The organism is Poritiphilus flavus (assembly GCF_009901585.1).
Classification (GTDB): domain Bacteria; phylum Bacteroidota; class Bacteroidia; order Flavobacteriales; family Flavobacteriaceae; genus Poritiphilus; species Poritiphilus flavus.
The window spans coordinates 185298-211517 of sequence record NZ_WXYO01000007.1 but is presented as its reverse complement, the minus strand read 5'-3'; the positions used below and the strand labels follow the sequence as shown (position 1 = coordinate 211517).

Annotated in this window: 25 protein-coding genes; 13 read left to right on the top strand and 12 right to left on the bottom strand. The window is 45.0% G+C overall.

What is annotated here, in order from left to right; genetic code table 11:
- Positions 1–31 precede the first annotated feature (31 nt).
- The 4 genes from GTQ38_RS16065 to ychF form a co-directional block, all read right to left on the bottom strand.
- Positions 32–991 carry a sterol desaturase family protein gene (locus GTQ38_RS16065; RefSeq protein ID WP_161436573.1) on the bottom strand — a complete coding sequence of 320 codons (960 nt, stop codon included), beginning with the start codon at positions 989–991 and terminating at the stop codon, positions 32–34.
- Positions 992–1142: 151 nt separating this feature from the next.
- Positions 1143–3809, bottom strand: coding sequence for a DNA gyrase/topoisomerase IV subunit A (locus GTQ38_RS16060; RefSeq protein WP_161436572.1), 2667 nt, complete (start codon positions 3807–3809; stop codon positions 1143–1145).
- Positions 3810–3834: 25 nt separating this feature from the next.
- Entirely contained in the window at positions 3835–5694 is a 1860-nt protein-coding gene (locus tag GTQ38_RS16055) for a DNA topoisomerase IV subunit B (RefSeq protein WP_161436571.1), read from the bottom strand.
- 176 nt (positions 5695–5870) lie between these two features.
- Positions 5871–6965 carry a redox-regulated ATPase YchF gene (gene ychF, locus GTQ38_RS16050; protein WP_161436570.1) on the bottom strand — a complete coding sequence of 365 codons (1095 nt, stop codon included), beginning with the start codon at positions 6963–6965 and terminating at the stop codon, positions 5871–5873.
- Positions 6966–7067: 102 nt separating this feature from the next.
- On the opposite strand from ychF, the gene GTQ38_RS16045 reads away from it, so the two are divergent.
- Complete coding sequence (locus GTQ38_RS16045) at positions 7068–7850, top strand: agmatinase family protein (protein ID WP_161436569.1); 783 nt, start codon at positions 7068–7070, stop codon at positions 7848–7850.
- A 22-nt stretch (positions 7851–7872) separates the two neighbouring features.
- On the opposite strand, the gene GTQ38_RS16040 is transcribed toward GTQ38_RS16045, so the two are convergent.
- Complete coding sequence (locus GTQ38_RS16040) at positions 7873–8223, bottom strand: 4Fe-4S dicluster domain-containing protein (RefSeq protein WP_161436568.1); 351 nt, start codon at positions 8221–8223, stop codon at positions 7873–7875.
- Between the two features lie 87 nt (positions 8224–8310).
- On the opposite strand from GTQ38_RS16040, the gene GTQ38_RS16035 reads away from it, so the two are divergent.
- The 9 genes from GTQ38_RS16035 to GTQ38_RS15995 all read left to right on the top strand — a co-directional run bounded on the left by GTQ38_RS16035 (position 8311) and on the right by GTQ38_RS15995 (position 16574).
- The gene (locus GTQ38_RS16035; RefSeq protein ID WP_161436567.1) at positions 8311–9372 is read left to right on the top strand and encodes an acyl-CoA reductase; all 1062 of its coding nucleotides are present in this window, start codon (positions 8311–8313) and stop codon (positions 9370–9372) included.
- A gap of 70 nt (positions 9373–9442) precedes the next feature.
- The gene (serC, locus tag GTQ38_RS16030) at positions 9443–10507 is read left to right on the top strand and encodes a 3-phosphoserine/phosphohydroxythreonine transaminase (protein ID WP_161436566.1); all 1065 of its coding nucleotides are present in this window, start codon (positions 9443–9445) and stop codon (positions 10505–10507) included.
- A 213-nt stretch (positions 10508–10720) separates the two neighbouring features.
- A complete protein-coding gene (locus GTQ38_RS16025; protein ID WP_238857978.1) occupies positions 10721–11068 on the top strand; it encodes a four helix bundle protein in 348 nt (115 codons plus the stop codon).
- A 64-nt stretch (positions 11069–11132) separates the two neighbouring features.
- On the top strand, positions 11133–12092 hold the full coding sequence (locus GTQ38_RS16020; protein ID WP_161436565.1) for a D-2-hydroxyacid dehydrogenase: 960 nt from the start codon (positions 11133–11135) through the stop codon (positions 12090–12092).
- Positions 12093–12158: 66 nt separating this feature from the next.
- Positions 12159–12800, top strand: coding sequence for a DUF937 domain-containing protein (locus GTQ38_RS16015; protein WP_161436564.1), 642 nt, complete (start codon positions 12159–12161; stop codon positions 12798–12800).
- A gap of 254 nt (positions 12801–13054) precedes the next feature.
- The gene (locus GTQ38_RS16010; RefSeq protein WP_238858001.1) at positions 13055–13405 is read left to right on the top strand and encodes a DUF6146 family protein; all 351 of its coding nucleotides are present in this window, start codon (positions 13055–13057) and stop codon (positions 13403–13405) included.
- Positions 13406–13437: 32 nt separating this feature from the next.
- On the top strand, positions 13438–13755 hold the full coding sequence (locus GTQ38_RS16005) for a DUF6787 family protein (protein WP_161436563.1): 318 nt from the start codon (positions 13438–13440) through the stop codon (positions 13753–13755).
- Between the two features lie 52 nt (positions 13756–13807).
- On the top strand, positions 13808–14110 hold the full coding sequence (locus GTQ38_RS16000; RefSeq protein ID WP_161436562.1) for a hypothetical protein: 303 nt from the start codon (positions 13808–13810) through the stop codon (positions 14108–14110).
- Between the two features lie 64 nt (positions 14111–14174).
- Positions 14175–16574 (top strand): TonB-dependent receptor, encoded by a 2400-nt coding sequence (locus GTQ38_RS15995; RefSeq protein WP_161436561.1) that lies wholly within the window; start codon positions 14175–14177, stop codon positions 16572–16574.
- Between the two features lie 126 nt (positions 16575–16700).
- Here the strand turns inward: GTQ38_RS15995 and GTQ38_RS15990 are convergent, their stop codons facing one another.
- The 4 genes from GTQ38_RS15990 to folE all read right to left on the bottom strand — a co-directional run bounded on the left by GTQ38_RS15990 (position 16701) and on the right by folE (position 19141).
- Positions 16701–17579 (bottom strand): sterol desaturase family protein, encoded by an 879-nt coding sequence (locus GTQ38_RS15990; protein WP_161436560.1) that lies wholly within the window; start codon positions 17577–17579, stop codon positions 16701–16703.
- A 10-nt stretch (positions 17580–17589) separates the two neighbouring features.
- Entirely contained in the window at positions 17590–17898 is a 309-nt protein-coding gene (locus GTQ38_RS15985; RefSeq protein ID WP_161436559.1) for a hypothetical protein, read from the bottom strand.
- 66 nt (positions 17899–17964) lie between these two features.
- Positions 17965–18468: a GIN domain-containing protein gene (locus GTQ38_RS15980; RefSeq protein ID WP_161436558.1), complete on the bottom strand. Its 504-nt coding sequence runs from the start codon at positions 18466–18468 to the stop codon at positions 17965–17967.
- A gap of 73 nt (positions 18469–18541) precedes the next feature.
- Positions 18542–19141 carry a GTP cyclohydrolase I FolE gene (folE, locus tag GTQ38_RS15975; protein ID WP_161436557.1) on the bottom strand — a complete coding sequence of 200 codons (600 nt, stop codon included), beginning with the start codon at positions 19139–19141 and terminating at the stop codon, positions 18542–18544.
- 197 nt (positions 19142–19338) lie between these two features.
- On the opposite strand from folE, the gene GTQ38_RS15970 reads away from it, so the two are divergent.
- Genes GTQ38_RS15970 through GTQ38_RS15960 form a run of 3 tightly spaced genes read left to right on the top strand, consistent with a single transcriptional unit; the run spans position 19339 to position 21321 of the window.
- Entirely contained in the window at positions 19339–20001 is a 663-nt protein-coding gene (locus tag GTQ38_RS15970) for an ABC transporter ATP-binding protein (protein WP_161436556.1), read from the top strand.
- 1 nt (position 20002) lies between these two features.
- On the top strand, positions 20003–20560 hold the full coding sequence (locus GTQ38_RS15965) for a CPBP family intramembrane glutamic endopeptidase (protein ID WP_161436555.1): 558 nt from the start codon (positions 20003–20005) through the stop codon (positions 20558–20560).
- A complete protein-coding gene (locus GTQ38_RS15960; RefSeq protein ID WP_161436554.1) occupies positions 20557–21321 on the top strand; it encodes a TIGR02757 family protein in 765 nt (254 codons plus the stop codon). The genes GTQ38_RS15965 and GTQ38_RS15960 overlap by 4 nt, the downstream gene beginning before the upstream one ends.
- Here the strand turns inward: GTQ38_RS15960 and GTQ38_RS15955 are convergent.
- The 3 genes from GTQ38_RS15955 to GTQ38_RS15940 form a co-directional block, all read right to left on the bottom strand.
- On the bottom strand, positions 21318–23144 hold the full coding sequence (locus GTQ38_RS15955) for a cytochrome-c peroxidase (protein ID WP_161436553.1): 1827 nt from the start codon (positions 23142–23144) through the stop codon (positions 21318–21320). The genes GTQ38_RS15960 and GTQ38_RS15955 overlap by 4 nt on opposite strands.
- Before the next feature lie 75 nt (positions 23145–23219).
- Positions 23220–24806, bottom strand: coding sequence for a PhoX family protein (locus tag GTQ38_RS15950; protein WP_238857977.1), 1587 nt, complete (start codon positions 24804–24806; stop codon positions 23220–23222).
- Positions 24807–25027: 221 nt separating this feature from the next.
- Complete coding sequence (locus tag GTQ38_RS15940; protein ID WP_161436552.1) at positions 25028–26170, bottom strand: Gfo/Idh/MocA family protein; 1143 nt, start codon at positions 26168–26170, stop codon at positions 25028–25030.
- Positions 26171–26220 lie beyond the last annotated feature (50 nt).

Here is a 26220-nt window from a genome sequence, read left to right as displayed (position 1 = left end):
AACAATATACTTCAGATATCAGGGAAACAGCTTAATTGGGCCTGCTGAACACCAACTCAGGGTTGCGCTCCTTTTCCTTGCGGAATTCCTCCTGCTGCTGTTTTACAGTAAGTGTGCTCCCGTCATGGCTCCAGCCAGGAGGGCCAAAGATATACATCAGCTTGTGTGAGAGCTTTTTAGACTTTTTAACATCTTTCCAAATATCTTTGTACTCATGCGTTAGGATAACCATGGGGTTATAGGAATTAGGCGCGTGGATCACCCCGTATTTTACGTTAATCGAGTCGTCCAGTTCCTTCCAGGTACCGAACATCTTATCAAAAATATTTAGAAATCCACCGTGGTTCTTGTCCAGATATTCGATGTTCTGGGCATGGTGGACCTGGTGCATGGTGTGTGTATTGAAGATCTTTTCCAGAAAGCCCAGCTTGGGAATGTAAACGGAATGCAATTGGAACTGCCACAGGGCTTCAATACCCAAACATACGATTACCATTTCGGGCGGGAAGCCAATTGCCGGCATCCACATATAAAAGAGTGGTTTATACAGAATCGTAAACCATCCGTTCCTTACTGCCGTACCAAGATTGAAGTTGTCCGAAGAATGATGTACAATATGTGCCGCCCAAAGCACCCTGATCTCGTGGTTAGCCCGATGGAACCAATAGTAGGTAAAATCATCAGCAAACTGGCAAAACAACCAGACGTACCAGGCGTAACTGAAGGATTCATATCCCAGTATATTCCTTCGGATCCCATCAATACCTTCAGGATTAAAGAATTCGTAGGTGTACTCAAAGAGCACTATGGCAAAAATGATCTTGAAAAGCGGTCCGAGGATAGCGGAGCCGACACCCATGAATCCACTGGCAAACAAGTCCTTCCATTCGTAGAGGTGATCGTCCCCATGGGTTTTACTATACGTCAGTTCCAAAAGAATAAAGGCAATAAAACATGGTACTCCGTATACCAGGGGGTTGGTAAAATCCATAGACTGTTTGCTAAATGCGCGTAAATATAGTGATATATGTTAATTTTATGTAAACGCGAATGATCAATTTGTTAAAACTCGAAGAACTGCAATAATAATCCATCAATAACCGTTCCGCCAAGGCTTTGTTTAAGAATTTAATATAGGTTTTTTAAAATAAAGAGGTCTGCCCTTCTTCGTCCTCCGCATTATTATCTGTTGGCTTTGGGGGTTTGTCTGAAGTTTTATTTGGATCAGGATCAGCCTTGGGTACAACGCTTTCTTCATCGACTACTTCAATTTCCTTAGCGTCCTTTACTTCCGGCTCCTCGTAGGGCAATGGTTCCAGGGCATTGATATTTTTTACTTTATCAGCCGTCAACTGATTACCTAAAGCTTTTATTCCCTTTATCGCGATAAATTCTTCTAATTCAATTGTTTGGTTGGGTTTTGCTTCCTTACCCCTGGGCTTTGAAAATTCAATTTCCACTACGGGTTTCCAATCCGTGGAGAACAATTCCAGGAAAGATTTTGGGTGTTCCGTAATGATGAGTTCCTCCTTGTTTTCCTTTTCTATCAAAAAGCGCTTAACGTAATAACGCTCCTTTTCTCCATCGAAATGGATGGCGGACAAGGGTTTGTTGGGCTTCCATTTTTCCAACACGATCATGTCATCATCAAAGCGCATGGTAATTTCCGGAATAACCGTTTTAACTATCCCCTTTTGATTGACAATGAGCAACATATCCTCACTGGTGAATTCCCCAAGCAACTCACCGCGCTCATCTACGTTCAGTCGGTTAACAGTATCGTCAAACCACAGCTTCCGCGGTTTCAATGTGGAAAGACCTTTTTCCTTAAGTTCAATTCGCTTTACCGAGTATTTGGTCACGATATTGCCTTTAGAGGCACGGCCTTTGATGAGCACATCCGCAAAGTCAAGGTCCCACTTCAGCTTTTTAATACTTCCCACCTGCCTGAGGTTGATAGTTACTATTTCAGCCTCACCATTGGGATTGGCGGAAAAGTAAAGCAACGCGGAACTGGCCTTTCCTGCAGTTAGATCATACATCTTATCCCGCGTAATTCCTGTCACATTGAAGCGTTTGATATAACTTGCCCCACCCCGGCCATCTTTGTAGATCATATTGTAGGTGGTGCGTTTGTCTTTTCTTTTGAATACCGCTACGTGAATGATATTCTTACCCACAAAGGTCTTGGCATCCACCTTAGTGACCATCATTTTCCCATCTCCGGTAAATACAATGATATCGTCAATATCACTGCAATCGGTCACGTATTCGTCCCGTCTTAAAGAAGTACCCACAAAACCTTCTTCCCGGTTGACATATAGTTTTGTATTCCTGATCACCACTTTGGTCGCCACGATATCGTCGAAAACCCGAATTTCAGACTTCCTCTCCCGGCCTTTACCGTATTTGGATTTCAGGTCCTTAAAATAGGCTATGGCGAACTCTACCAGATGTTCCAGGTTGTGTTTGGTTTTGGCTATACGTTCGTCCAGGCTTTCGATATGTTGTTGCGCCTTGTCCAGGTCGAACTTGGAAATACGCTTGATACGGATCTCCGTAAGTCTTACGATGTCCTCCTCGGTTACGGCCCTCTTTAAGGATTTTGTATACGGCTTTAAACCTTTATCTATGGCGGCAATAACCCCTTCCCAGGTCTCCTCTTCTTCGATATCCCTATAGATACGGTTCTCGATAAAGATGCGTTCCAGGGAAGCGAAATGCCATTGTTCTTCGAGCTCGGCAAGCTGTATCTCCAGTTCAGCCTTTAGTAGTTCCACGGTATAATCCGTAGACCTCTGCAGCATTTCCTTTACCCCTATAAAAAGAGGTTTGTTATCCTCAATAATACAGCCTAAAGGCGATATAGAGCTTTCACAGGAAGTAAAGGCGTAAAGGGCGTCGATGGTCTTGTCCGGCGAAATGCCATTGGGCAAATGGATCAGTATTTCCACCTCAGCCGCGGTATTATCTTCAATCTTCTTGATCTTGATCTTTCCTTTGTCATTGGCCTTAAGGATGGAATCGATCAGCGAAGAGGTATTGGTTCCATAGGGGATTTCACTGATCACCAAGGTATTCTTATTAAGGGTGGAGACCTTGGCGCGAACTCTTATTTTTCCTCCACGAAGTCCTTCATTGTAGTTCGTTACATCTATGATACCGGCAGTCGGAAAATCCGGAAACAACTTGAATCTTTGCCCCTTAAGATGCTTAATAGAGGCATCTATCAGCTCGTTGAAGTTATGCGGGAGTATCTTAGTGGATAGCCCTACCGCGATCCCTTCGGCCCCCTGGGCCAGCAGTAAGGGAAATTTTACCGGAAGGTTTACAGGCTCTTTTTTTCTACCGTCATAAGACAGCTGCCATTCTGTGATCTTAGGGCTAAAAACCACGTCCAGGGCAAACTTAGACAACCTGGCCTCTATGTATCGAGGAGCCGCGGCCCCATCCCCGGTGAGAATATTCCCCCAGTTTCCCTGGGTATCGATCAGCAGGTCTTTCTGGCCTATCTGCACCATCGCATCCGCAATACTGGCATCTCCGTGTGGATGGTACTGCATAGTATGCCCAACTACATTGGCTACTTTATTGTAACGGCCATCATCCAGTTCCTTAAGCGCGTGCATGATCCTGCGCTGTACAGGTTTAAAGCCATCTTCAATAGCAGGCACGGCTCTTTCCAGGATCACATAGGAAGCATAGTCCAGGAACCAATCTTTGTACATCCCGGTAACCCGCGTCAGACTTTCACCAGCATCACCGAGGGGCTGGTCCTGAGCTTCGTTCACTTCTTCATTTTCTTCCATAAAGAAAGATCCATATTAGTTTGGTTTATAGTTGATTCTCTTCTACTAAGTCAACTTCTACTTTAAGGTTTTCTATAATAAACTCCTGGCGGTCGGGTGTGTTTTTACCCATATAGAATCGCAGTAATTCTTCAATGGACATGGCCTTATCCAGCATAACCGGCTCCAATCTGATATCGTCCCCAATAAAGTGCTGGAACTCATCCGGGGAGATCTCTCCCAAACCCTTAAATCGGGTAATTTCCGGCTTGCCGCTTAGTTTGTCCATAGCCTCCCTCTTTTCCTCATCGCTATAACAATAGATGGTCTCCTTCTTGTTTCGCACCCTGAAAAGAGGAGTCTGTAGTATATACAGGTGGTTTTCCTTGATCAGCTCCGGGAAGAATTGCAAAAAGAAAGTAATCAGCAGTAGCCTGATGTGCATCCCATCCACATCGGCATCCGTGGCGATCACGATATTGTTGTATCGCAGGTCCTCCATGGATTCTTCTATGTTGAGCGCTGCCTGCAAAAGATTGAATTCCTCATTTTCATAGACGATCTTCTTGGACATTCCATAGGAATTCAGCGGCTTTCCGCGCAGACTGAATACAGCCTGAGTATTTACATCCCGGGATTTGGTTATGGATCCGGAAGCCGAATCCCCTTCCGTAATGAAGAGGGTACTTTCCAAACGTCTGTCGTTCTTCATATCGCCCAGATGTATTCTGCAATCCCGTAACTTTTTATTGTGCAAACTCGCTTTTTTGGCGCGTTCCCTGGCTAGCTTGCGGATCCCTGAAAGTTCTTTCCGCTCCTTCTCTGCCTGGATGATCTTACGCTGTATCTTTTCTGCAGTTTCCGGATTTTTGTGCAGGTAATTGTCTAACTGCTTTCCTACAAAATCGTTGACATAGGTACGCACAGTGGGCAGTCCGCCTCCCATATCCGTAGATCCGAGTTTGGTCTTGGTCTGACTCTCAAATACCGGCTCCATGACCTTGATAGATATGGCTGAAATAATGGACTTCCTGATATCCGAGGCCTCATAGTTCTTGCCGTAAAAGTCCCGTATGGTTTTTACAATGGCTTCCCTGAAGGCGGATTGATGGGTTCCTCCCTGGGTGGTATGCTGTCCGTTCACAAAGGAGTGATACTCTTCGCTATACTGGGTTTTGCTATGGGTTATTGCGATCTCGATGTCGTTCCCCCTTAGATGTATGATAGGATACAACATATCATCGGCGCTGTTATTGTCCTCCAACAGGTCCTTCAGACCGTGTTGCGAGTGGTACTTTGTGCCGTTGAAATCGATCGTAAGACCAGGGTTGAGGTACACATAATTCTTAAGCATACGTTCCACATACTCTGGTCGGTATTTGTATTTTTTAAAGATGGATTCATCCGGGGTGAAGGAAACCTTGGTACCCTTTCTCTTGGAAGTTTCCATAGGCCCCTCCTCACTGGTCAGGTTGCCCTGTGTGAATTCCGCCACCTTGATTTGGCTGTCCCTGGAGGATTCCACCCTAAAGAATGTGGACAAAGCGTTCACCGCTTTGGTACCTACACCATTGAGCCCAACAGACTTCTTGAAGGCCCTGGTATCGTACTTACCTCCGGTATTCATCTTGGAAACCACATCCACAACTTTGCCCAGCGGAATTCCTCTACCGTAATCCCGAACGCTGACCAGGTTGTCCTTGATCCGGATCTCAATGGTCTTTCCGGCTCCCATCACGAACTCATCAATGCAGTTATCTATAACTTCCTTTAAGAGGATATAAATACCGTCATCTGCCGAGGACCCATCGCCTAATTTTCCGATGTACATTCCAGGCCGCATTCGGATGTGCTCCTTCCAATCCAGGGAGCGAATATTCTCTTCGGTGTATTGTGATTGCGCCATATATTGGGGGTTTACCCCCGCTAATATAAAATTTCAGGGCAGAAATCAAAATCAGCCAAGGGGAAAGTAATTAACAATGAAAACCGCATTTTGTTGATAGCGGTCACCCGGGAAATCCCTAAAAACCCTCTTTAGCTGTGCCAGGCTGTAAATGAAAAATTGCTGAGGTACACAGGTTAAACATTAAACCTGAAATGCATCACGTCCCCATCTTTTACCACATACTCCTTGCCCTCTACCCTCATTTTTCCGGCTTCTTTTACTTTAGTTTCGCTGCCGTAAGTCAGGTAGTCGTCATAAGAAATAACCTCAGCCCGGATAAAGCCTTTTTCAAAATCCGTGTGGATCACTCCTGCCGCCTGAGGTGCGGTAGACCCGGTTTTAATGGTCCAGGCCCTTACCTCTTTGGGCCCTGCTGTGAAATAGGTCTGAAGGTTTAAAAGTGCATAGGCGGCCCTGATAAGTTTAGAAGCTCCTGGCTCATCCAGTCCAAGGTCTTCAAGGAACAACTGCCTTTCCTCATAAGTCTCCAGTTCGGTGATATCCGCTTCGGTACCTACTGCTAGTACCAGAACCTCTGCATCTTCCTCGGCCACTGCTGCTTTTACCTGTTCAACATAGGAATTCCCGCTTACTGCAGATGCCTCATCCACATTGCATACGTACAACACGGGTTTCTCTGTGATCAGCTGCAGGGGACGAACATAGTCGCGATAGTCATCGGCTTCAAGGTTAATGGCCCTTACAGACTTACCTTCTTCCAGGCCTTTTTGCAGTGCTTCAAGCACTGCAGCCTCTTTTTGAGCCTCTTTATTCCCGGTTTTGGCTGTACGTTTTACGCGTTCCAGCTTTTTTTCGATAGTTTCCAGGTCCTTCAACTGCAATTCCATATCAATGGTCTCCTTATCCCTGATCGGATCCACGGAACCATCAACATGCACAATATTATCGTTGTCAAAACATCTCAGTACGTGGAGTATGGCATCGGTTTCCCGGATATTCGCCAAAAATTGATTTCCCAATCCCTCTCCTTTGCTGGCACCTTTAACCAGTCCGGCAATATCAACTATCTCCACCGTTGCCGGGATGACCTTTTCCGGCATCACCATACTTTCCAGTTTTTCAAGGCGGGGGTCCGGTACATTGACAACCCCGATATTTGGCTCTATGGTACAAAAGGGAAAATTAGCGCTCTGGGCTTTGGCGTTGGACAAACAATTAAATAAAGTTGATTTGCCGACATTAGGCAATCCTACAATTCCAGCTTTCATTTCTAAGGTTTAGATATTTTACGCCTGTGTCTAACAAGGCCGCGTAAATTCGGCTGCAAAGATAGTTTTTACCAGTATATTTAAGGTACAGAAGCCAGATAAATGATACAAAACAAGATTACCCTTCAAGGATTTCCCTTTGATGAGAAGTCCTCTTACCTAAAAGGCTCCGCTCAGGCCCCTCCCCTTATCCGATTGGCTTACAACAGCCCTTCCGCCAGCTATTTTGCGGAAAACGGTCTGGAGATCCAACCGGAGTTGCTGGATGACAAAGGTGATTTTGAAATTGAGGAATATATGGATATTGCGGAGATCACTCTGGATAATATCACCAAAGACCGGCCTTTGATCACTTTGGGCGGAGATCATTCTATCAGTTATCCAGTGATCAGTGCATTTAACAAAGTATATGGAAAACTGGAGATATTGCATATAGATGCGCATCCTGATCTATACGATTCTTTTGAAGGAGACCCACACTCTCATGCCTGCCCATTTGCCAGGATCATGGAAAACGGTTTGGCTTCCAGGCTTACCCAGATAGGGATTAGGACGCTGAACACGCATCAGCGGGAGCAGGCTGAAAAATATGGGGTTTATATGATCGAGATGAAAGATCTGGACAGCAAGTCCCTCCCGGCATTCGAAGCGCCTTTGTACCTTTCTCTGGATCTTGATGCCTTGGATCCGGCCTACGCTCCCGGAGTTTCGCATCACGAACCAGGCGGACTCTCCACACGACAGGTTCTGGAGATCCTGAATAAAATTCAAATTCCCATAGTTGGCGCGGATATCGTTGAGTACAATCCGCAACGCGACATTCATGGCGTAACGGCCATGATAGCTTCTAAATTTCTTAAGGAAATTGCCTCTAAAATGTTGTGAAATAAGGACGTGAGCTTATGCTCTAATCCGGATGCATAAAGCGTTGTTTTCCGAGCAGCACTTCTTCACTCTCCACCCGGTCTTCGTCAGGAACACAACAATCTACCGGGCAGACCGCGGCACATTGAGGTTCTTCATGAAATCCCATACATTCCGTACACTTATCCGGCGCGATATAATAGATCTCATCGCTGATCGGTTCCTGAACCTCATCAGCGTTTACCGCCTTTCCGTCTGGCAGTACCACATCTCCGGTCAGGGAGGTCCCATCACTATACCTCCATTCATCCGCTCCTTCGTATATCGCGGTGTTTGGGCACTCCGGCTCACATGCCCCGCAGTTTATACATTCGTCCGTTATGATTATTGCCATAATTTTCTCTTTCCTTTAGCCCCGGTTTGATCCGGCCTACTTATTTTTGTACAAAAATAAACCCTAATACAATCCTGTACAAATATAATGGGCGACCAACAATTGAGAATACAAGCTTTTGTTAAACTGGGGGAATTATTTCGGGAATTTTGTGAATATGATAACGGAAAATCGGAAAAGGCCTGGGATAGCAACAGCCGATTTGAAGAGTTTGACCGAAAATTGGCTCTTGCGGAAGCCAAAAATGGCTGGTTTACACGAGAAAATGTCCTTTTCAGCCTGAAGCGTTGGACTGAGTTATTGAACCAGGACTCCCTGGAAGGCTGGTTAGCACCTTACGATATTTCATCCAACAAAGAAAAGGCCGTGGCAATGATCACCGCGGGAAACATTCCACTGGTGGGATTTCACGATCTGATGTGCATCTTGCTTACCGGAAACAAAGCACAGATCAAACTTTCTTCGAATGCAAATGTGCTGATGCCTTTTGTCGTGGATCAACTGCTTTCCTTTGAAACCTCCCTGGAAGGAAAAGTAAAATTTACCGAAGGAAAGCTGGACGATTTTGAAGCTGTAATCGCCACGGGCAGCAACAATACGGCAAGGTATTTTGAGTATTATTTCGGGAATCAGCCGAATATCATCCGTAAAAACCGAAACTCTGTCGCGATACTTAGCGGGAACGAAGAACCAAAACAATTAAGCGATCTGGGAGAAGACATATTCAGGTATTACGGACTGGGTTGCAGGAGTGTTTCCAAGCTTTTTGTTCCCAGAAACTATGATTTTGACCACTTTTTCCAGGGTATTTTTCAGTACAGCGATATCATAGACGGGCAAAAATACGCCAACAACTATGATTACAATAAAGCGGTCTATCTGATGAGTGAATTCTCTATACTCGATAATGGTTTTCTTATGCTGAAAGAAGATCAGGGCTACAGTTCACCAATTGCGACCCTCTTTTACGAATATTACGATTCTTCCTCGGAGCTTGAAGACCGACTTGAGTCGGATAAGGATCAGTTACAATGTGTAGTAAGGGATAGTTTACACGATAGTGATGTGCCTTTCGGGAGGACTCAGCATCCAAAACTTGACGATTACGCTGATGGGGTAGATACTGTTGAATTCCTGTTAAAAACATAACAGAATAATTCTGTTTTCACGATCGCTATTTAGTCATAATTTATGACCTTTAGCACCTAAATAAATCCAAATGAAAAAACACAATTTCAGCGCAGGTCCCTGTATCCTGCCTCAGGAAGTTATGGTTAAAGCTTCTGAGGCCGTCATTGAATTAGACGACATTGGGCTTTCGCTTATAGAAATTTCTCACCGCAGTAAAGAGTTTGTAGCCATTATGGAGGAAGCCAGAAGTCTCGCGTTGGAGCTTCTCGGCCTGGAAGGCAAAGGTTACCAGGCCCTGTTTCTTCAGGGTGGGGCAAGCACACAATTCATTACCGTGGCTTACAATCTCCTCGAATCCAAAGCGGGTTATGTGAATACCGGAACCTGGAGCGATAAGGCGATCAAGGAGGCCAGATTATTTGGAGAAATTATTGAGGTAGCATCTTCTAAAGACAAGAATTACAATTATATACCTAAAGGCTATGGTATCGCCAATGATCTGGATTACCTTCACCTCACCTCTAACAATACCATCTTCGGAACCCAGATCAAGGAATTTCCCACTACCCAGGTTCCGTTGGTCTGTGATATGAGTTCTGATATATTTTCTCGGCAGTTAGACTTCACAAAATTTGATCTGATATACGCAGGGGCACAAAAGAACATGGGTCCTGCCGGAACCACACTGATCGTGGTAAAGGAAGATCTGTTAGGCAATGTTAGCCGTAAAATTCCATCTATGCTGGACTATCAGGTGCACATAGGGAAAGATAGTATGTTCAATACTCCCCCGGTTTTTGCGGTATATGTTTCCTTGCTTACGATGAGGTGGCTGAAAGACATGGGAGGTATCCCGACTATAGAGGAGATCAACGAGAAAAAAGCCAATCTCCTGTATTCCGAAATAGACCTTAACCCAATGTTCCAGGGATTTGCAAAAACTGAAGACCGCTCTCATATGAATGCGACATTTACGCTAGCGGATGAGAGTGTTAAAGATACTTTCGATGCAATGTGGAAGGAGGCCGGAATTAACGGACTTAATGGCCACCGGTCTGTCGGCGGTTACAGAGCATCCATGTACAATGCGCTAACCCTTGAAAGTGTTGGGGTTTTGGTGGATGTGATGAGTGATCTGGAGCGAAAAGGTTGAATAGTTGAGAGTTGATAGATGAGAGTTTGGGATTAAGGGTCATTAAGTGATTCAAAATTGTATATAAGGGTTTTAAGTGTTAGGTTTTAAATAAACGGTTCCCATTCAGGGAAGGTTGATCTTTCCTGGCTAGGACCAAAATCGGTTTTTACCCTGTATGCCCTCGAGTTAATATTAATCAATCCGGATGCAGCCTGGAAATAAGGACATATCTTGATTGAAGAAAAGAGTTTTCAATTTTCACTAGAAATTATAGCCCTGGTAAAGGAGCTAAGGAAGAAAAAAGAGTATGTTTTTGCTGACCAACTACTAAAATCGGCTACCAGTATTGGGGCCAATGTCTGCGAAGCAGGTGCCAGTCAGTCAAAAAAAGATTTTATTTCAAAAATGTCCATCGCTTCCAAAGAAGCCAGGGAAACCAGGTATTGGTTAAGGCTAATTCTTGAAGCTGAAATTATTACATCGGATATGGAAAAGCCTTTGGAAGAAATTGAGCAAATTATCAGGATTTTGACTAAAATTGTCAAAACCAGCCAGTTCAACTTAAAATCTAAAACTTAAGACCTAAAACTTATAACTTAAAACCTGCAACCTAAAACTTATAATTTAAGACTTAAAATTAATAATGAAAATTCTAGCGAACGACGGAATTTCGGAAAGTGGTATAACTACGCTTGAGGCGGCGGGATACCAGGTGATTACGACTAAGGTGGCTCAGGAACAACTGGCCAATTATATCAATGAAAATGAAATTGTGGGCCTGCTCGTTCGCAGTGCCACCCAGGTACCAAAAGAGCTGATCGATGCCTGTCCCGGTCTAAAACTTATTGGAAGGGGCGGCGTTGGTATGGACAATATTGACGTTGTTTACGCCAAAGAAAAAGGCCTTCATGTGATCAATACCCCGGCCGCGTCATCCTCTTCCGTAGCGGAATTGGTTTTTGCCCACCTTTTTGGTGGCGTCCGGTTTTTGCACGACGCCAATAGAAATATGCCTTTGGAAGGAGACCAGAACTTCAAAGGATTAAAAAAAGCCTATGCCAGGGGAATTGAATTAAGAGGTAAGACCCTGGGAGTGATCGGTTTTGGGCGCATCGGCCAGGCAACTGCTAAGATCGCTCTGGGTGTTGGAATGAAAGTTAACTATTACGATCCTTTTATTGAAGAGGCCACGGTTGAGGTGCCCTTTTTTGATGGACAATCCGTTTCCTTTTCCCTGGAAAGTCAATCCAAAGAGGCAGTATTGGCCGAAGCGGATTTTATCAGCCTCCACGTGCCAGCGCAAAAGGACTATGTCATCGGCGCAAAGGAATTCGAACAAATGAAAATGGGCGTGGGCCTTATCAATGCCGCCCGTGGCGGGGTTGTTGATGAAGTGGCTTTAGTAGCCGCGCTGGAATCCGGAAAGGTAGCCTTTGCAGGCCTGGACGTCTTTGAATCTGAACCCTCTCCGGCGGTCAGGGTACTTATGCATCCGGGTATCTCACTCTCCCCTCACATAGGTGCTGCTACAGGTGAAGCCCAGAATAGGATCGGGGAAGAACTGGCCACTCAGATCATCACCTTGTTGGGTCAAAATAATTAATACAAAGTTCGGCTGGCATACACAGTTTTTCGTACATTACCCCTCTAATCTCTAAACACTAATAACATGTCAGGAATTTTAGACTTATTAAGTGGCCCTATGGGTCAACAGCTCGTCCGCGGGGTAGCAGGACAGACTGGTCAATCTACCGATAAGACGGGAAGCGTACTCAGTATGGCACTGCCGGTTTTGATGGGAGCAATGAAAAGGAATGCCTCTTCACCAGATGGCGCTCAGGGACTTATGAATGCCCTGTCCGGAAAGCATGACGGCGGAATTTTGGATGATCTTGGAGGCTTATTCGGCGGAGGAGTAGATCAATCGGTCATGGATGACGGAGCAGGTATCCTGGGTCATGTTCTTGGAGGGAAACAAAGCCAGGTACAGAACGCCTTAAGCCAGAAATCAGGAGTAGACGCATCTGCCGTGGGTGATATTCTTAAAGTAGCCGCTCCAATTCTAATGGGTTTCCTTGGCAAACAAACCAGACAACAAAATATCAGCGATTCCAATGGACTTGGTAATATGCTGGGTGGACTTTTAGGTGGCGGAGGATCCGGAGCACAGGAGCAATCCTTAATTGAAGCATTTCTTGATTCTGATGGAGACGGTAGTATCCTGGACGATGTTGCCGGTATGGTTCTCGGAGGAGGAAATCAGAAAAAGGGAGGCCTGGGAGGGCTTCTCGGAGGGCTTTTCGGGAAGTAACCCACTGCAAGCCTTAACTTTATTTAACAGAGCCGTTTGCCAACGCAAACGGTTTTTTTGTATCTTCTAGAAAACAATGAATGAATATGCAAAAGAGAATACTACTGTTGGGATTGATGTGTCTGATAGGTCTATGTTGGTTTACCGCTTGTACCGGAAGTAAAACAGTGGCTGACTCTGCCAAAAAGGAAAAAGCCGAAGATTACTTCGGGGAATCAGATAAGGTAGAGGATTACTTTAGTGAAGAGGAGAAAATGGTCTTTCAAAGGACCGAGAACGATACAGTTTCTATTTCAGGTGACGAAACGGAATACGAGATCATTATTATAGACCCCGGATTTAATGTCTGGTTGCGAAGCATAGCCAGACCGGAAGGGTACTATTCGCAGTCCTTTCTTGAGATCAGGAACCAGATCTACGTCATCAATTGGAACAACAGGGTGCTACAACCGCAGCAGTTCAGTCCAAGGCTTTACGAACTTCAGATCAATTATGACCCTACCATAGATTACGGTTATGAGTTGAATTACAAATTGTACAACTATTTTATTTACTTCCAGAGAAAATACGGACAGCGTCTGGGGCCCTTTGTCCCAAGGATATAATTGAATATCTTTGCGGCTCTGTAGTTTTAAGCATGGAGAAACTTAAAAAGCGTTGGGGGATTACCTCAAATTTCCAATTAATTATCATTTTTATCGTTTTTGCAATCACCGGTTCTTCATCCGTTTATGTGGCTAAGCCATTTCTCGAATGGATTGGTTTGGACAGGGAGGCTTTTGCTGCTGCATGGTGGGGAGGGTTTTTATACTGGACGCTGAGGTTACTTCTGATCTTTCCATTTTACCAGGTGCTTCTTGTTATTTATGGCTGGCTGTTCGGGCAGTTTCGCTTTTTCTGGAATTTTGAAAGAAAAATGCTGAAACATATGGGGCTCGGTTTCCTGTTTAAGTAAATTGTACATTCCTTAACACTGTAGTTGAGAGCAGATTCCTTAGATTTGCAAAATGGCTTCGGGAACGCGTACTTTTCTTCTTTTACTTTTGGCCAGCTTGATGATCTGCAAGGTCTCGGCCTTTCATATTTGCGATCACGAACATGACCAGGCCGATAAAACAGAGCATTGTGAACTTTGTGATCTAGCCATAGAAATACAGCAGGCTGATGCGGTCCAGGCTTTTTCGGACGGTACGGATCTCCAGGAGATCCTTCCGGAGAAACGCCTAAAGGCTCTCATCAGACCAGATGAGTTTCTATACATCCAAAACCTTTCATTTCGTCTTTACGGAAGACCTCCCCCACTGCAATGATTGTTAATTTCGCCAGGCTATTAATTCCTACTACAGGAAGTAAATTAATGATCTATAATTGTATATGAAATTATATCTAATTGTGCTACTCACTGTAGCATGCCTTATTTCTGTCAAAGCACAGGAATGCAATAACATCCTTATAGGTGAAGTTGTGGACTTCCACGACCAAAGCCCCTTAGTGGATGCCAACATTTCCATCGTAAATCAGTCCGGCAATGCCTTGTCCGACCCTAATGGAAAATTCTCCATAAAGGGCCTTTGCAACGGGACCATAGAGTTGGAAGTTTCCCATCCTGAATGTAAGACCCAGTTCATTGAAGTGGAGATCCAGGGGGACAGTTATGTAAAAATTACCCTGGAACATCACCTGGAAGAACTGGAAGAAGTAAAAGTTACCGGTAAGGTGAATGGAGAGAAAACCAATTCTGCCCAGGAAACGACCCTAACAGCCTCAGAACTCGAACGCTTTAGCAGTGCGAGTCTGGGGGATGCCTTAAGACAGATTAGCGGTGTTTCCTCCTTAAATACCGGAGCAAATATTGTAAAACCTGTAATTCAGGGTTTAAGCGGTAGCCGGGTATTGGTACTGAATAACGGAGTGAGAATGCAGGATATGGAATGGGGAGATGAACACGCACCGAATGTTGATATCAATTCTGCTGACAGGGTCACCCTGGTTAAGGGTGCAGCAGCCCTGAAATATGGAGGGGATGCTATAGGAGGCCTAGTACTGCTGGAAAAAGAACCCGTTCGGGCGGTAGACAGCCTTTATGGAAACCTTATTTTGAATGGAGTAACAAACGGAAGAGGCGGAACGGTTGGTACAGAAATCATTAAGTCGTATGAAAACGGGTGGTTCGCACGTGGACAACTATCCTATAAGCGATTGGGCGATCTTGAGGCTCCGGACTATGTGCTGACCAATACCGGAGTGGAACAACTGGGACTAAGTCTGTCCGTTGGCAAAAGGGACTTTCAACAGGGTTGGGAAGCCTATTATTCCTATTTTAAGACGGATATCGCCATTCTACGAGCCTCACACATCGGTAATGTAGATGACCTTATCCAATCTATTAATAGCGGCCAGCCAAGTATCATTGAACCCTTCTCCTACGACATAGTTGCTCCAAGACAGGAAGTTGGGCACCATTTAGGCAAACTGAATTTCTACAAAAGGTTTGAGGGGTCCGGAAGGTTATCCCTGCAGTACGATTTTCAACGCAATCAGCGGTTTGAATTCGATGTACGTGTGGGAGACGATCGCGATAAGCCGGCCATCGACCTCCGACTTACTACGCATACCCTGAACGCTGATTACAAACTGGATTCCAACAGTGATTACAAACTGCATTTTGGACTTCTTGGAAGGTATCAGGAAAACTTTGCCAATCCGGATACTGGCGTTCGCAGACTGATCCCCGACTATGAGCGATATGATTTTGGAGCCTTTATAACCACCGAGTACTATTTGTCTACCAGCTTTATAATCGATGCCGGCCTTCGCTATGATTTCAATAGGGTAGACGCCCAGAAGTTCTATCGCACCTCACGGTGGCTGGAACGTGGTTATGATCAGGAGTTTGAGGATTTGGTGGTCGAAGACCTGGGTACTCAGCTGCTTACCAATCCGGTTTTTAACTACTCGAATTTCTCGGCCACTGTAGGATTTCAGCACAACATAAGCGAGCTAAGCATGTTGCGCTTTAATTATGCCTTAGCTCAACGGGCCCCTAATCCGGCTGAACTTTTCAGCGATGGGCTGCACCACTCCGCGGCACGAATTGAATTGGGGGATTTGCGAATAGAGAATGAGACCTCACATAAGATTTCAGTAGCTTTGGAAAGGGACAGTGACCGTTGGGGATATAATATAGCTCCCTTTGCTAACTTCATCTCAGACTTTATTTTGCTGGAACCCTCCGGCGTGGAATTCACTATCCGTGGGGCCTTCCCGGTATGGAGTTACCGCCAGACAGATGCCAGAATACTGGGTGTAGACGCCTCGGCCTATTCGCAATGGCTTGAAAACTGGAGAACAGAACATCAGTTTTCCATCGCCAAAGGCACCGATAGTGAAAATGATATTGCATTGATCAATATTCCAGCCGCAAGATTCCGGAACAGCCTGATATACACCAGGGAAAACTGGAATGATCTGAGGATATCGCTGGAAAGCCAATATGTCTTCAGGCAAAACGAGTTCCCACCTAACCTGAACGTCTTCTCACCCATTCAGGATGAAGAGGTGTTATTGGAAATCAATACACCACCGGATGCTTATCACCTTCTGGGTCTGGATGCGGAAATGAAATTCGAGCTTTCAGATAAACACCGTCTTACCGCCGGCCTCAACCTAAGTAATTTACTTAATGTTTCTTATAGGGATTACTTAAACCGGCAACGGTTTTTTGCGGATGATCTGGGAAGAAATATCGCCTTAAGGTTAAAGCTCAGCTTTTAAATTGAACCATCATGGCATAAAGACCTTTTTTATTGTTTGAGTTAGTTAGTTTGCCGGGGGGCACCATGATAGGTGTCCTCCGGTTTTTTATTGAAGGAAATTAGCTGGGATATTGATCAGGGTAAATTAGGTTTTCCGCCTACTTCTAAAACCATAGATCAACTGCCCGAAAAAGCCTTTTGGAACGTTCTCGTCCCCTGGAAACCCTAAGGGAATTTTCCCGCTTGATTCAGGAATGTGATTGGTCCCGAAGAGGTAATCCCATAAACTGAGGCTAATTCCAAAATTGACCCCGTACTTACCTTCGGGAAGCACATAAGAATGATGGTAGAGATGCATCACCGGATTGTTAAAGATGTATTTTAGCGGGCCCCAGCTAAATTTCAGGTTGGCATGGTTAAAATGACCAATAGCGATTGCCATAAAATGCACTATAAAGGCCTGTTGCGGCTCAAATCCACCCAGTAACATTATTCCCAGGGTTTTCAGCGGCTTATAAAGGATGTTTTCCATCCAGTGATATCTGAAATGCGCCGCAAACCCCATTTCCTTAACACTGTGGTGGATCTTATGAAACTGCCATAAGAAAGGATATTTATGAAGCAATACATGGGTAAACCACTGGAAAAAATCCAAAACCACAAAGAATATCAGTAATTGTGCCCACATCGGGAGGGTATCCAATTGCATTAACGCCAGACTTTGGGGGCCGAGCCCAAAGCCGTCAAACAGCAACTCCAAAACTTTGTAAAACCCACTGATGGCCACGGTGAAAATGAAGAAATTAAAATACATGTAGAAACCGTCCAGCCAAAAATCCTTCCGGAATACGGACTGATCCTTTCGCCATGGAAAAAGGACCTCCAGGCCCCATATGACCAGGGAGATCAGGGTAAGTCCCCAAAAATAATTGGTGTACCAGGGAACCTCAAAGATCATCGACTTCCAGGTCCAGTTCAGATTAGCCAAAAAAGCATCTCCAAAGGCTTCCAGATAGGTATTCATCGCAGCAGAATTAGTCGGAACTGGCGTTCACTATCTTTTGTGTCTTGTCTTTGGCAAAGACATAAGTGTACAACCACATAATAGTAAATGTGGGGATCACATCCAATCCTGGAACGAGCTCTTCTATAAAAGCGACAATTCCAGCGGTTTGTCCGGCCTTTCCCTTGTACATCCGGGTCATGAGCCAGCCTGAGACAGGCGCCCAGATGACATCCGAAAATGCCCCCACGCCCGGGATGATCCAGGATACCATACCAAGGGCATCAAAAAGAATTCCTAATAGAAGATTTCGCAGTTTATGGTCTTTTGATTTTGACATGCCCTAAAAATACAGATTCCCGCAGAAGTAGCAATGCCTCAATCAAAAATCTAAAAAGAACTGGGATTACTGGATACTCCTCACTTTTTCCTCCAGAGGCGAAGGCTGAGGTGTTTGAGCGTTAGATTTGTAAAGGACTTCCCCTCCACCGCTGGACTGGGCAACCAGGCTTTTAAATTCCACCTGGGTCAGATCCACCACTGCTCCATCGGATGCTGAAACCTCAAAGGAAGCTATTCTGGAAAAATTCTTATCCAGAGAGGCCCTTCCGCCATTGGTGATTTCCATGATCTCCAGGGAAGGTGTGTACACCGTGATCAGTACCTGGGAGTAATCAGTTTGTCCTTCTGAAGACCTGATCTTAAGATTATTATGATGGATGTTATAGATGATAGAATTGATGAGCCCGGTATCCCCGGATATCTCCATTCCGTAGTCTGAAGACTTTACCACATGGATGTTTGCTCCTATGTTGCTATCAAGGCCATTGAAGCCTTTCAACGCTGTTTTGATCTGGCCAAAAGAAAAACCCGCCCATAGCAGCACTGCAACAAAAACAAGGTTTTTCATAAGGTCAGGTGTTGTTGTTATATTATAAAGACCCCGGAACCCGCTAAATGTTACAATTTTTAACAAAAAAAACTTAAGAAAGTTTGGAACTGATCAATTTTAGGAATTCCTCACGCGTCTCGATCTTTTCAAACTGTCCGCGAAAACCAGAGGTGGTCGTTACCGAATTCTGTTTTTGTACTCCCCGCATCATCATGCACATATGCGCAGCCTCGATCACTACTGCAACACCTTTTGGGCGAAGGGTATTATTGATGCATTCCAGGATATCATGGGTAAGCCGCTCCTGAACCTGCAACCTTCTTGCAAATACGTCTACCACCCTGGGAATTTTGCTGAGACCTACAATATAACCGTTGGGTATATAGGCCACATGCGCTTTCCCAAAAAAAGGTAACATATGGTGTTCGCAGAGGGAGTAGACTTCAATGTCCTTAATGATCACCATGTCGTCATAATCTTCCTTGAACATCGCCCCCTGTAATATCTCAACAGCATCCTGCTTGTACCCCTGAGTAAGGAAGAGCATTGCCTTAGCGGCTCTTTCCGGTGTTTTTGTTAAGCCCTCACGGGATACATCCTCCCCTATTTCATCGATAATCCCGGCAAAACGTTCCTTTACCTCGTTGGTGATCTCGATATTGTACTCTTCTAAATTCTGGTATGGCGACATAGAAATAACGTTAATGGGTTGTTCACAATAGCAGGCCTAAATTATTACAAAAAATCGGCAATACACGTTTTGCAAAATTATATAACACTATTTCACCATTGTTGTAGCCTATAATTAGAAATGTCCGGCTTAAGAGGATACATTAATTTTTGCCGTTTCTCCGTGAATGTGTACTTTCAAAGCCTAATTGAGCCGGGATGATCAAAGCGACCAATATCGAGAAAAATTACGGGGATCTACAGGTTTTAAAAGGTGTGGACCTCGAGGTAAAAAAAGGCGAGATCGTGGCAATCGTCGGTCCTTCAGGCGCGGGAAAAACTACTTTGTTACAGATCCTGGGAACCCTGGACACACAGTCCAATAAGGCAAATAGCAAACTCTCCATCAACGCTACCGAAGTAGGTGCTCTTAAAGATAAATCCCTGGCCAAATTCCGCAATGACCATATAGGCTTCATTTTCCAGTTTCACCAGCTGCTACCGGAATTTACTGCTCTGGAAAACGTATGTATTCCGGCATTTATAAAAAATACACCGAGAGCTGAGGCAGAGGCTAAAGCAAGGGAATTACTTGATTTCCTCGGCCTTTCGGACCGCTATGACCATAAGCCCAGTGAGCTTTCCGGAGGGGAACAACAAAGGGTGGCTGTAGCACGGGCTTTGGTCAATGACCCATCTATTATCCTGGCCGATGAACCAAGCGGTAATTTGGATTCTGAGAGCGCGGACCAACTTCACAAGCTGTTCTTTAGATTGCGGGATGAACTTGGTCAGACCTTTATTATCGTCACTCACAACAAGGAACTTGCAGACATGGCAGACAGAAAGCTCACCATGATCGACGGGCAAATGCAGCAGTAATATGCTTAAAGAAGTACTTCAATTTCTAAAGCACCCGGTTTACGAACCCGATGAGAACCGGGATTTGGGCTATCGGATCACCGTATTTGTAAGATTACTTATCCTTTCCCTGGCAATCAGCATCGTAATTGGAATTGTCATTGGAGGCCTGGAGTCCCTGGTAAACATAGATCTCGGACAACATGCGATGGATCTGTTACTCGAACAATATTCTTTGACCTTCATTGGTTTTCTCGCCATAGTGGTCGCTCCCTTACTTGAGGAGTTCTTTTTCAGAGGTCCCCTGGTCTTTTTTAAGAAAAGTAGTTTTTTCAAACTGATCTTTTACCTGTTTACCCTTGCTTTTGGGTTCTATCACATCACCAATTTTGAGATCACCACAACCATTTTGGTATTATCACCACTGCTCGTGGCCCCACAATTGAGTGTAGGCGTATTTCTTGGTTTTATCCGGGTACGGTTTGGATTGATTTGGGCGATACTTTTACACGCCTGCTACAATCTGGTACTGGTAGGCCCTATACTGTTGCTTAGAGTTTTAGATATTCCGTTAGAATGAAGCAGGCCGAACTCAAAACATTTCTGGATGCCAAGGTTGAACAATACAATCATCCCAAATTTTTGGAAGCGGACCCTATTGCTGTCCCCCACCAATTCCAGAAAAAAGAAGACATTGAGATCAGCGCGTTTCTGACCGCCACGATCGCATGGGGTAATCGTAAAAGCATTATTGCCAATGCCCAAAAAATGATGGAGCTGCTGGAGCAACAGCCATTCGACTTTGTTGCCAATCACACGGATAGCGATCTGAAACAACTACAACCATTTGTACATCGAACATTTAATAGCAAAGACCTGATTACCTTCATTAAGGGGCTACAGCACATTTACAAGCATCACGGCGGCCTGGAAAGCATTTTCCGAAAGCATTCCGGTCCGGAGAATACGCAGCAGGCCATTACCACTTTTAAATCCCTGTTTTTTGAGGTTCCGCATTTGTCCAGAACCACCAAACATATCTCTGATCCATCCAGGGGTTCTGCCGCCAAACGCATTAATATGTTTTTGCGATGGATGGTCCGGGATGCGAGCACAGGGGTAGATTTCGGACTTTGGAAATCCTTAAGACCCTCACAGCTATCTTGTCCGCTTGACGTCCATTCCGGAAGGGTAGCCAGAAATCTGGGGCTGTTGAAACGAAAACAAAACGACGCCAGGGCTGTCGCGGAACTAGACCATTCTCTGCGTAAAATGGATCCTTCCGACCCTGTGAAATACGATTTTGCCCTTTTTGGTCTGGGAGTGTTTGAGAAATTTTAGTAGGCAGGTATATTGGTGTCAGACAAAGTCTTGACAAAACTGACCAGGGCCTTTAATTCACTGTCCGTAAGATTTAATTCGTCAAAGGGAAGGGTCTGATGCTCCAGGTCAAAGCCCATTCCGCCACCTCCGCCCTGGTTATAAAAATCCATCACCTCCTCAAGGCTGTTATAGATCCCGTTGTGCATATAAGGAGCGGTAAGCTCGGCATTCCTTACCGTGGGGGTCTTGAACATCCCTTTGTGAATGTCTTTCTTCCATCTCCAGTAAAACCCATCATCATCGTCCAACACCTCATTAGCAGCAGTCTCAGGAACTCCGATCACTTCTTTTTCTGTTTCCTTGAAAAAGGGAGGTACGGTGCCATTGGTAAGGGGAATAAAATGACAGGTAGCACAGAGCGCCTTACCCATGTAAAGGTTAAAGCCCAGTTTTTCTTCTTCGGTAAAGGTGTCCTCTTCAGCGCGTATATTCCGGTCAAATTTGGAATCAAAGCCATTAAGGGTGCTGATATAAGAGGAGATGGCGCGTATGATCTCCCGGTTTTTCCTGGGCATTTCTCCGAAGGCCTTATCAAAAAGCTCCGTATAAGAACTGTCTTTTAAAATGGCATCGGAGAACTGGTGTACATTACTATTGAACTCCCTTTCATTAGTGAAAACCGAGCTGATCTGATCCAATAGGGTTTCTGAGCGCCCGTCCCAAAAGAAACTTTTTTGAAAGGCTGAATTGATCAGGGTTGGTGTATTTCGTTCCAGGGGCCGCCCCTGATTGTCCATATTTGTTACCATCCCATCTGCATAGGCCTTTTCGGGAATATGGCAGGAGGCACAGGCCATTTTGCCATCAGCTGACAAGTTGGGATCAAAGAACAGCTTCTCTCCCAATTGTATCTGTTCCACGGTAGCATTTCGGTTTATAACCGGGGTAAAATACAGCAGGTTGAAGGCGTCTTTTTCAAAAAAGGTAGGAGCGTCAAAATTAAAAGGCTTGTTCTTAACCCCTTCCCAAAGACCGCTTGTTTTGCGAATGGCAACCCAATTGCGGGTAATTGGGTTCATAAATTCGCGAATGAAGGTGTAACGGTCAAAAGTCTCAAAATCCTGGTTATCCTTTAGAAAGACCATAGCGGCATCCACGTTTTTAAGGAAATCCTTGCCCAGTTCCGGATCTTTTTCATCTATGATCCCGGCAATCGTATTTTGGTAGATATCTTTAAGACTTCCCAGGGAAACCATGGCCTCGTGAAATCCGAGATAACTTGCCGGAGTATCAAATCCGGAAATAGAAAGGCTTATTATGCGTAGAAGTTGCTGGTGTGTAGCGATAAAAAACCGCTGTGGGTTTAGTTTCCTCTTCTTGATGTTATTCTGAAGGTTTACCAACAGTCCCTTTGTTAACAGGGCTTCCCTGGTAAAGACCTCAGGTTCCACCCCACCCTCGTAAATACCTTCCTCCAGCTTTTGCAATCCAATAGGGTTCATCACCCTTTCGGTATCTTCCAGGAATACCGGTAATGCCGGTCCGTTAGCCCGGTGACCAACTTCGGGATTTAAATAAGAGGCATAGGGTTCTGCCTTCTTAAAGGCGGATCTGGCTTTCTTAAATAATATTTTGGCACTATCACTTTCAGCCGGAACACGGGCCAGCGAGTCTAGATGGCCTATGGCTGCATTGATATTTTGTAGATAATAATCCTGGGCATATTCCCAGGAAACCACTGCAGTTAGTCCCTGTTTGGGTTGATTCTGATCCTTACAACAAAGTACCAGGACCAATATGAGAACAAGAATGAGGTAGGCTTTGAAAAATTTGAAAGGCATTGAGCTCGATTGTGTAGTTGCAAAGAACCCCCATACATACATGGAGGTTCCTTGTGAATTATAATGGATTTGTTTTTACCTGGGAAGACCTTTAAGGATCACGATCTGTCCACCCTGATCATCCTCCCTTGCTCCGGCGGCAATGGCCGCGGCGTTGGTTTCCATGTCGTGACCATCCACATTTTTGAAATCATCACTCTCCCAATAGTGTGGCTGTAAATTCAATAGAAAGGTATCTTCCACACCAACTTTGTCAGAAATGTCGATAAGTGCTCCGTATTCTCCACTAAATCCGGTGCTTCCGGTTGGGTCCAGGTCTGCACGAACGATCATTTCCATTACCACTCTGGCGTTATTTCCATTAAGGTCTGTCTGATAGATATATGCTGCGTGACCCCGATCAAAAGAATTAGGATCTTCCTGCAGGTAAATAAAATTCTCAGTTACACAGATGTTATCCGGGCTTTGAAGCTCAGCCAGGTTACCATCCATATTATTAGTATCGGTATTCCCGCTAATGATCTGTGTTAACTTTCCGGAAAGTGGTGAAGCCTCATCAAACTCCAGTTTGTAGGCAGTACCCCAGTCGTTATAAGTTCCTCTTCCAGGCCCTCTTCCGGTTACCGCTACATATATATTTCTGGCGTTAGCGTCAGATCCTTTTTGGTAGTCAACGTCCTCTACCCTCATAAAAGCAGTAGCATTGACGGCAACACAGGCGTCTTCCATTTCGTCTTTGGTCATGGCAGCACCGTCAACGATCTCCACGAACTCAAAATCATAAGTTACCCCGAAATCCAGATTAGACTCGTTATAGGTAGTGGCCGCGGCTACATCCATTACTCCTCCGGCTCCATCGGAAACCTGAAGCAGTCGTAATACGTAGATCTTACCTCCGTCAAGGTCTGCATCTCCGTTTTCGGAGTAGTATAGGGTGATCTGTCCTTCAGAACCGCTGGAGTCATCGTCGCCGCCAACGATCACGGTACTGCCCGAATAAGCGCCTTGTGGAAGTGGTACAGCATTCTCCCAGTTGAATTCTCCCAATGCATCCAGACCAAAGTCTGCGGTTGGCGTCGGTGTCCCTATATAAGGATCTATACCCTTAACGTCGTAGTTAAAACTCTCCGAAGCTGAAAGAAAAAGATCCGTTGCTCCTCCGTGGATGGCAGACTCCCACATGGTTCCTGAGCACTGACGTGCAAAATCTGCTACTCCGGAATTTAGCAACCAGTCTCCCTCTGTAGGCGTAAGGTTGGCATCCATACGTATACGGGCTACCGCATAATCGTCCTCTGCATTTACAATATACATGAACCCGTCTCCGTCAGGGAGAAATCCGGCACCGTCTGTTGCTCCTACAAATTGAAAACCGTTATCGAGGAAATCCGTGGAACTGATCAGGGAATACGCCTTTACAAAACTAAATTGAGGTTGGATAGCCACTAACGGCTCTAATGCCGATTTGTTTTCAAACATGGTGGCTTCTGGCATAAAATCCATACCATCCTCGCCGTCAGCGCCGTCGGCACCATCCTGGCCGTCGACACCATCAACGCCGTCTCTTCCGTCTACCCCATCTTCTCCATCACAGCTGTAAATAAATAGCCCTAAAATTGACATAAAAAGGACTCTAAAGACTAATTTTTTGGATATTTTCATTTCATAAAGTTTAAGGTTCTTTACAAAATTATCCAGGTAGTCTGCCAATGGTGTTAATCGAATTTGGTCTTTGAATTACGAAACCTTTAGTGAATTGTTAAGGTGTAAAATTTGGGTAAAGAAATAGGAATCTGTTTATTATTTAAAGATTACCTAATCACAAAGTCCCTGTAAACACTAGGGTTTCCAGAAATATGAGGGTTAAACAAAAAATCTGCTCTTCAGCTTCGCTTTACGATTCCCATGTTGCCGAGATCCAGCGGTATTGTTTTTCCGCCTTCCGCAATAGACTTATAAATTGCCTCAACGATAACCATGTCCCTTTTGCCCATTTCCCCTGGTGCAACGTTAGGAGTACCCTCAAGGATATGTTTCGCGAAATCGTCCATTTGAAGTTTTTGCTGGCTTTCTTGTTCAAAATTCATGGGGCCGTCCGAGGTTCTTCCTGCCAGCGGTATATAGGTGCTTGCCGGATCCAGTTCATACCATCCGGAATCGCAGCTGGCGTATAATCGGTTTGCACGGACGTTGTGAGAGGTCATCATCTGCCCTACCGCTCCACTGGGGAGTTCAAATTGTGCGGTAATGGTTTCGTCCGTTTGTTTGAAATACTCCGGCCGGGTACTGAATTCCTGGGCACTCACTGAAATAGGATTCTCCCCTGATCCGTAAATGATGCTCTGAATGGAATACACACCCATATTCATTAAGGCTCCGCCTCCGGATAGTTCGCGGTTCAAACGCCATTGATCGGGATTTCCTCTTGAAATGTAAGCCGCATCCGCGGAAATGTATCGCAGTTTGCCATAGGTCTTGTCCCTTACCAGTCTCTTAACCTCTTTGGTAAATGGCTCCGAATGCAGGCGGTACCCTACGGCCAGTTTTACGCCGGCCTGCTCACAGGCCTCCATCATAGTATCGCATTCGGCAACGCTCATCGCCATGGGCTTCTCGCAAATCACATGCTTACCGGCCTTTGCCGCTCTTATGGTGAATTCCGCATGCATGCTATTAGGTAGTACTACATAGACAATATCTACCCCTTCATCATCCTTGATAGCATCGAAATTCTCGTAGTTGTAAATATGCTCTTCCCCAATATTGTAACGCGAAGACCAGGTCCTGGCCTTTTCTGGTGTTCCTGTTACAACAGCGGCCAGATGGCAATACTCCGTATCCTGAAGTGCCGGAGCCAACTGGTAAGTGCTGTAGCTGCCCAAACCTACCAGTGCTACCCCGAGGCTTTTTTGTGGTTTATTTGGATTACCCATCGCACAGGCCAGGGGCATACCATTTAACAGCGCTGCTCCTCCAATACCTTTGGTAAGTGTTGTACTGAATTTTCTTCGGGATATTTTTTTCATGATAGGGTTGTTATAAGAGAGTCCGATTTAAGCTTCCTCTAAAGATAATA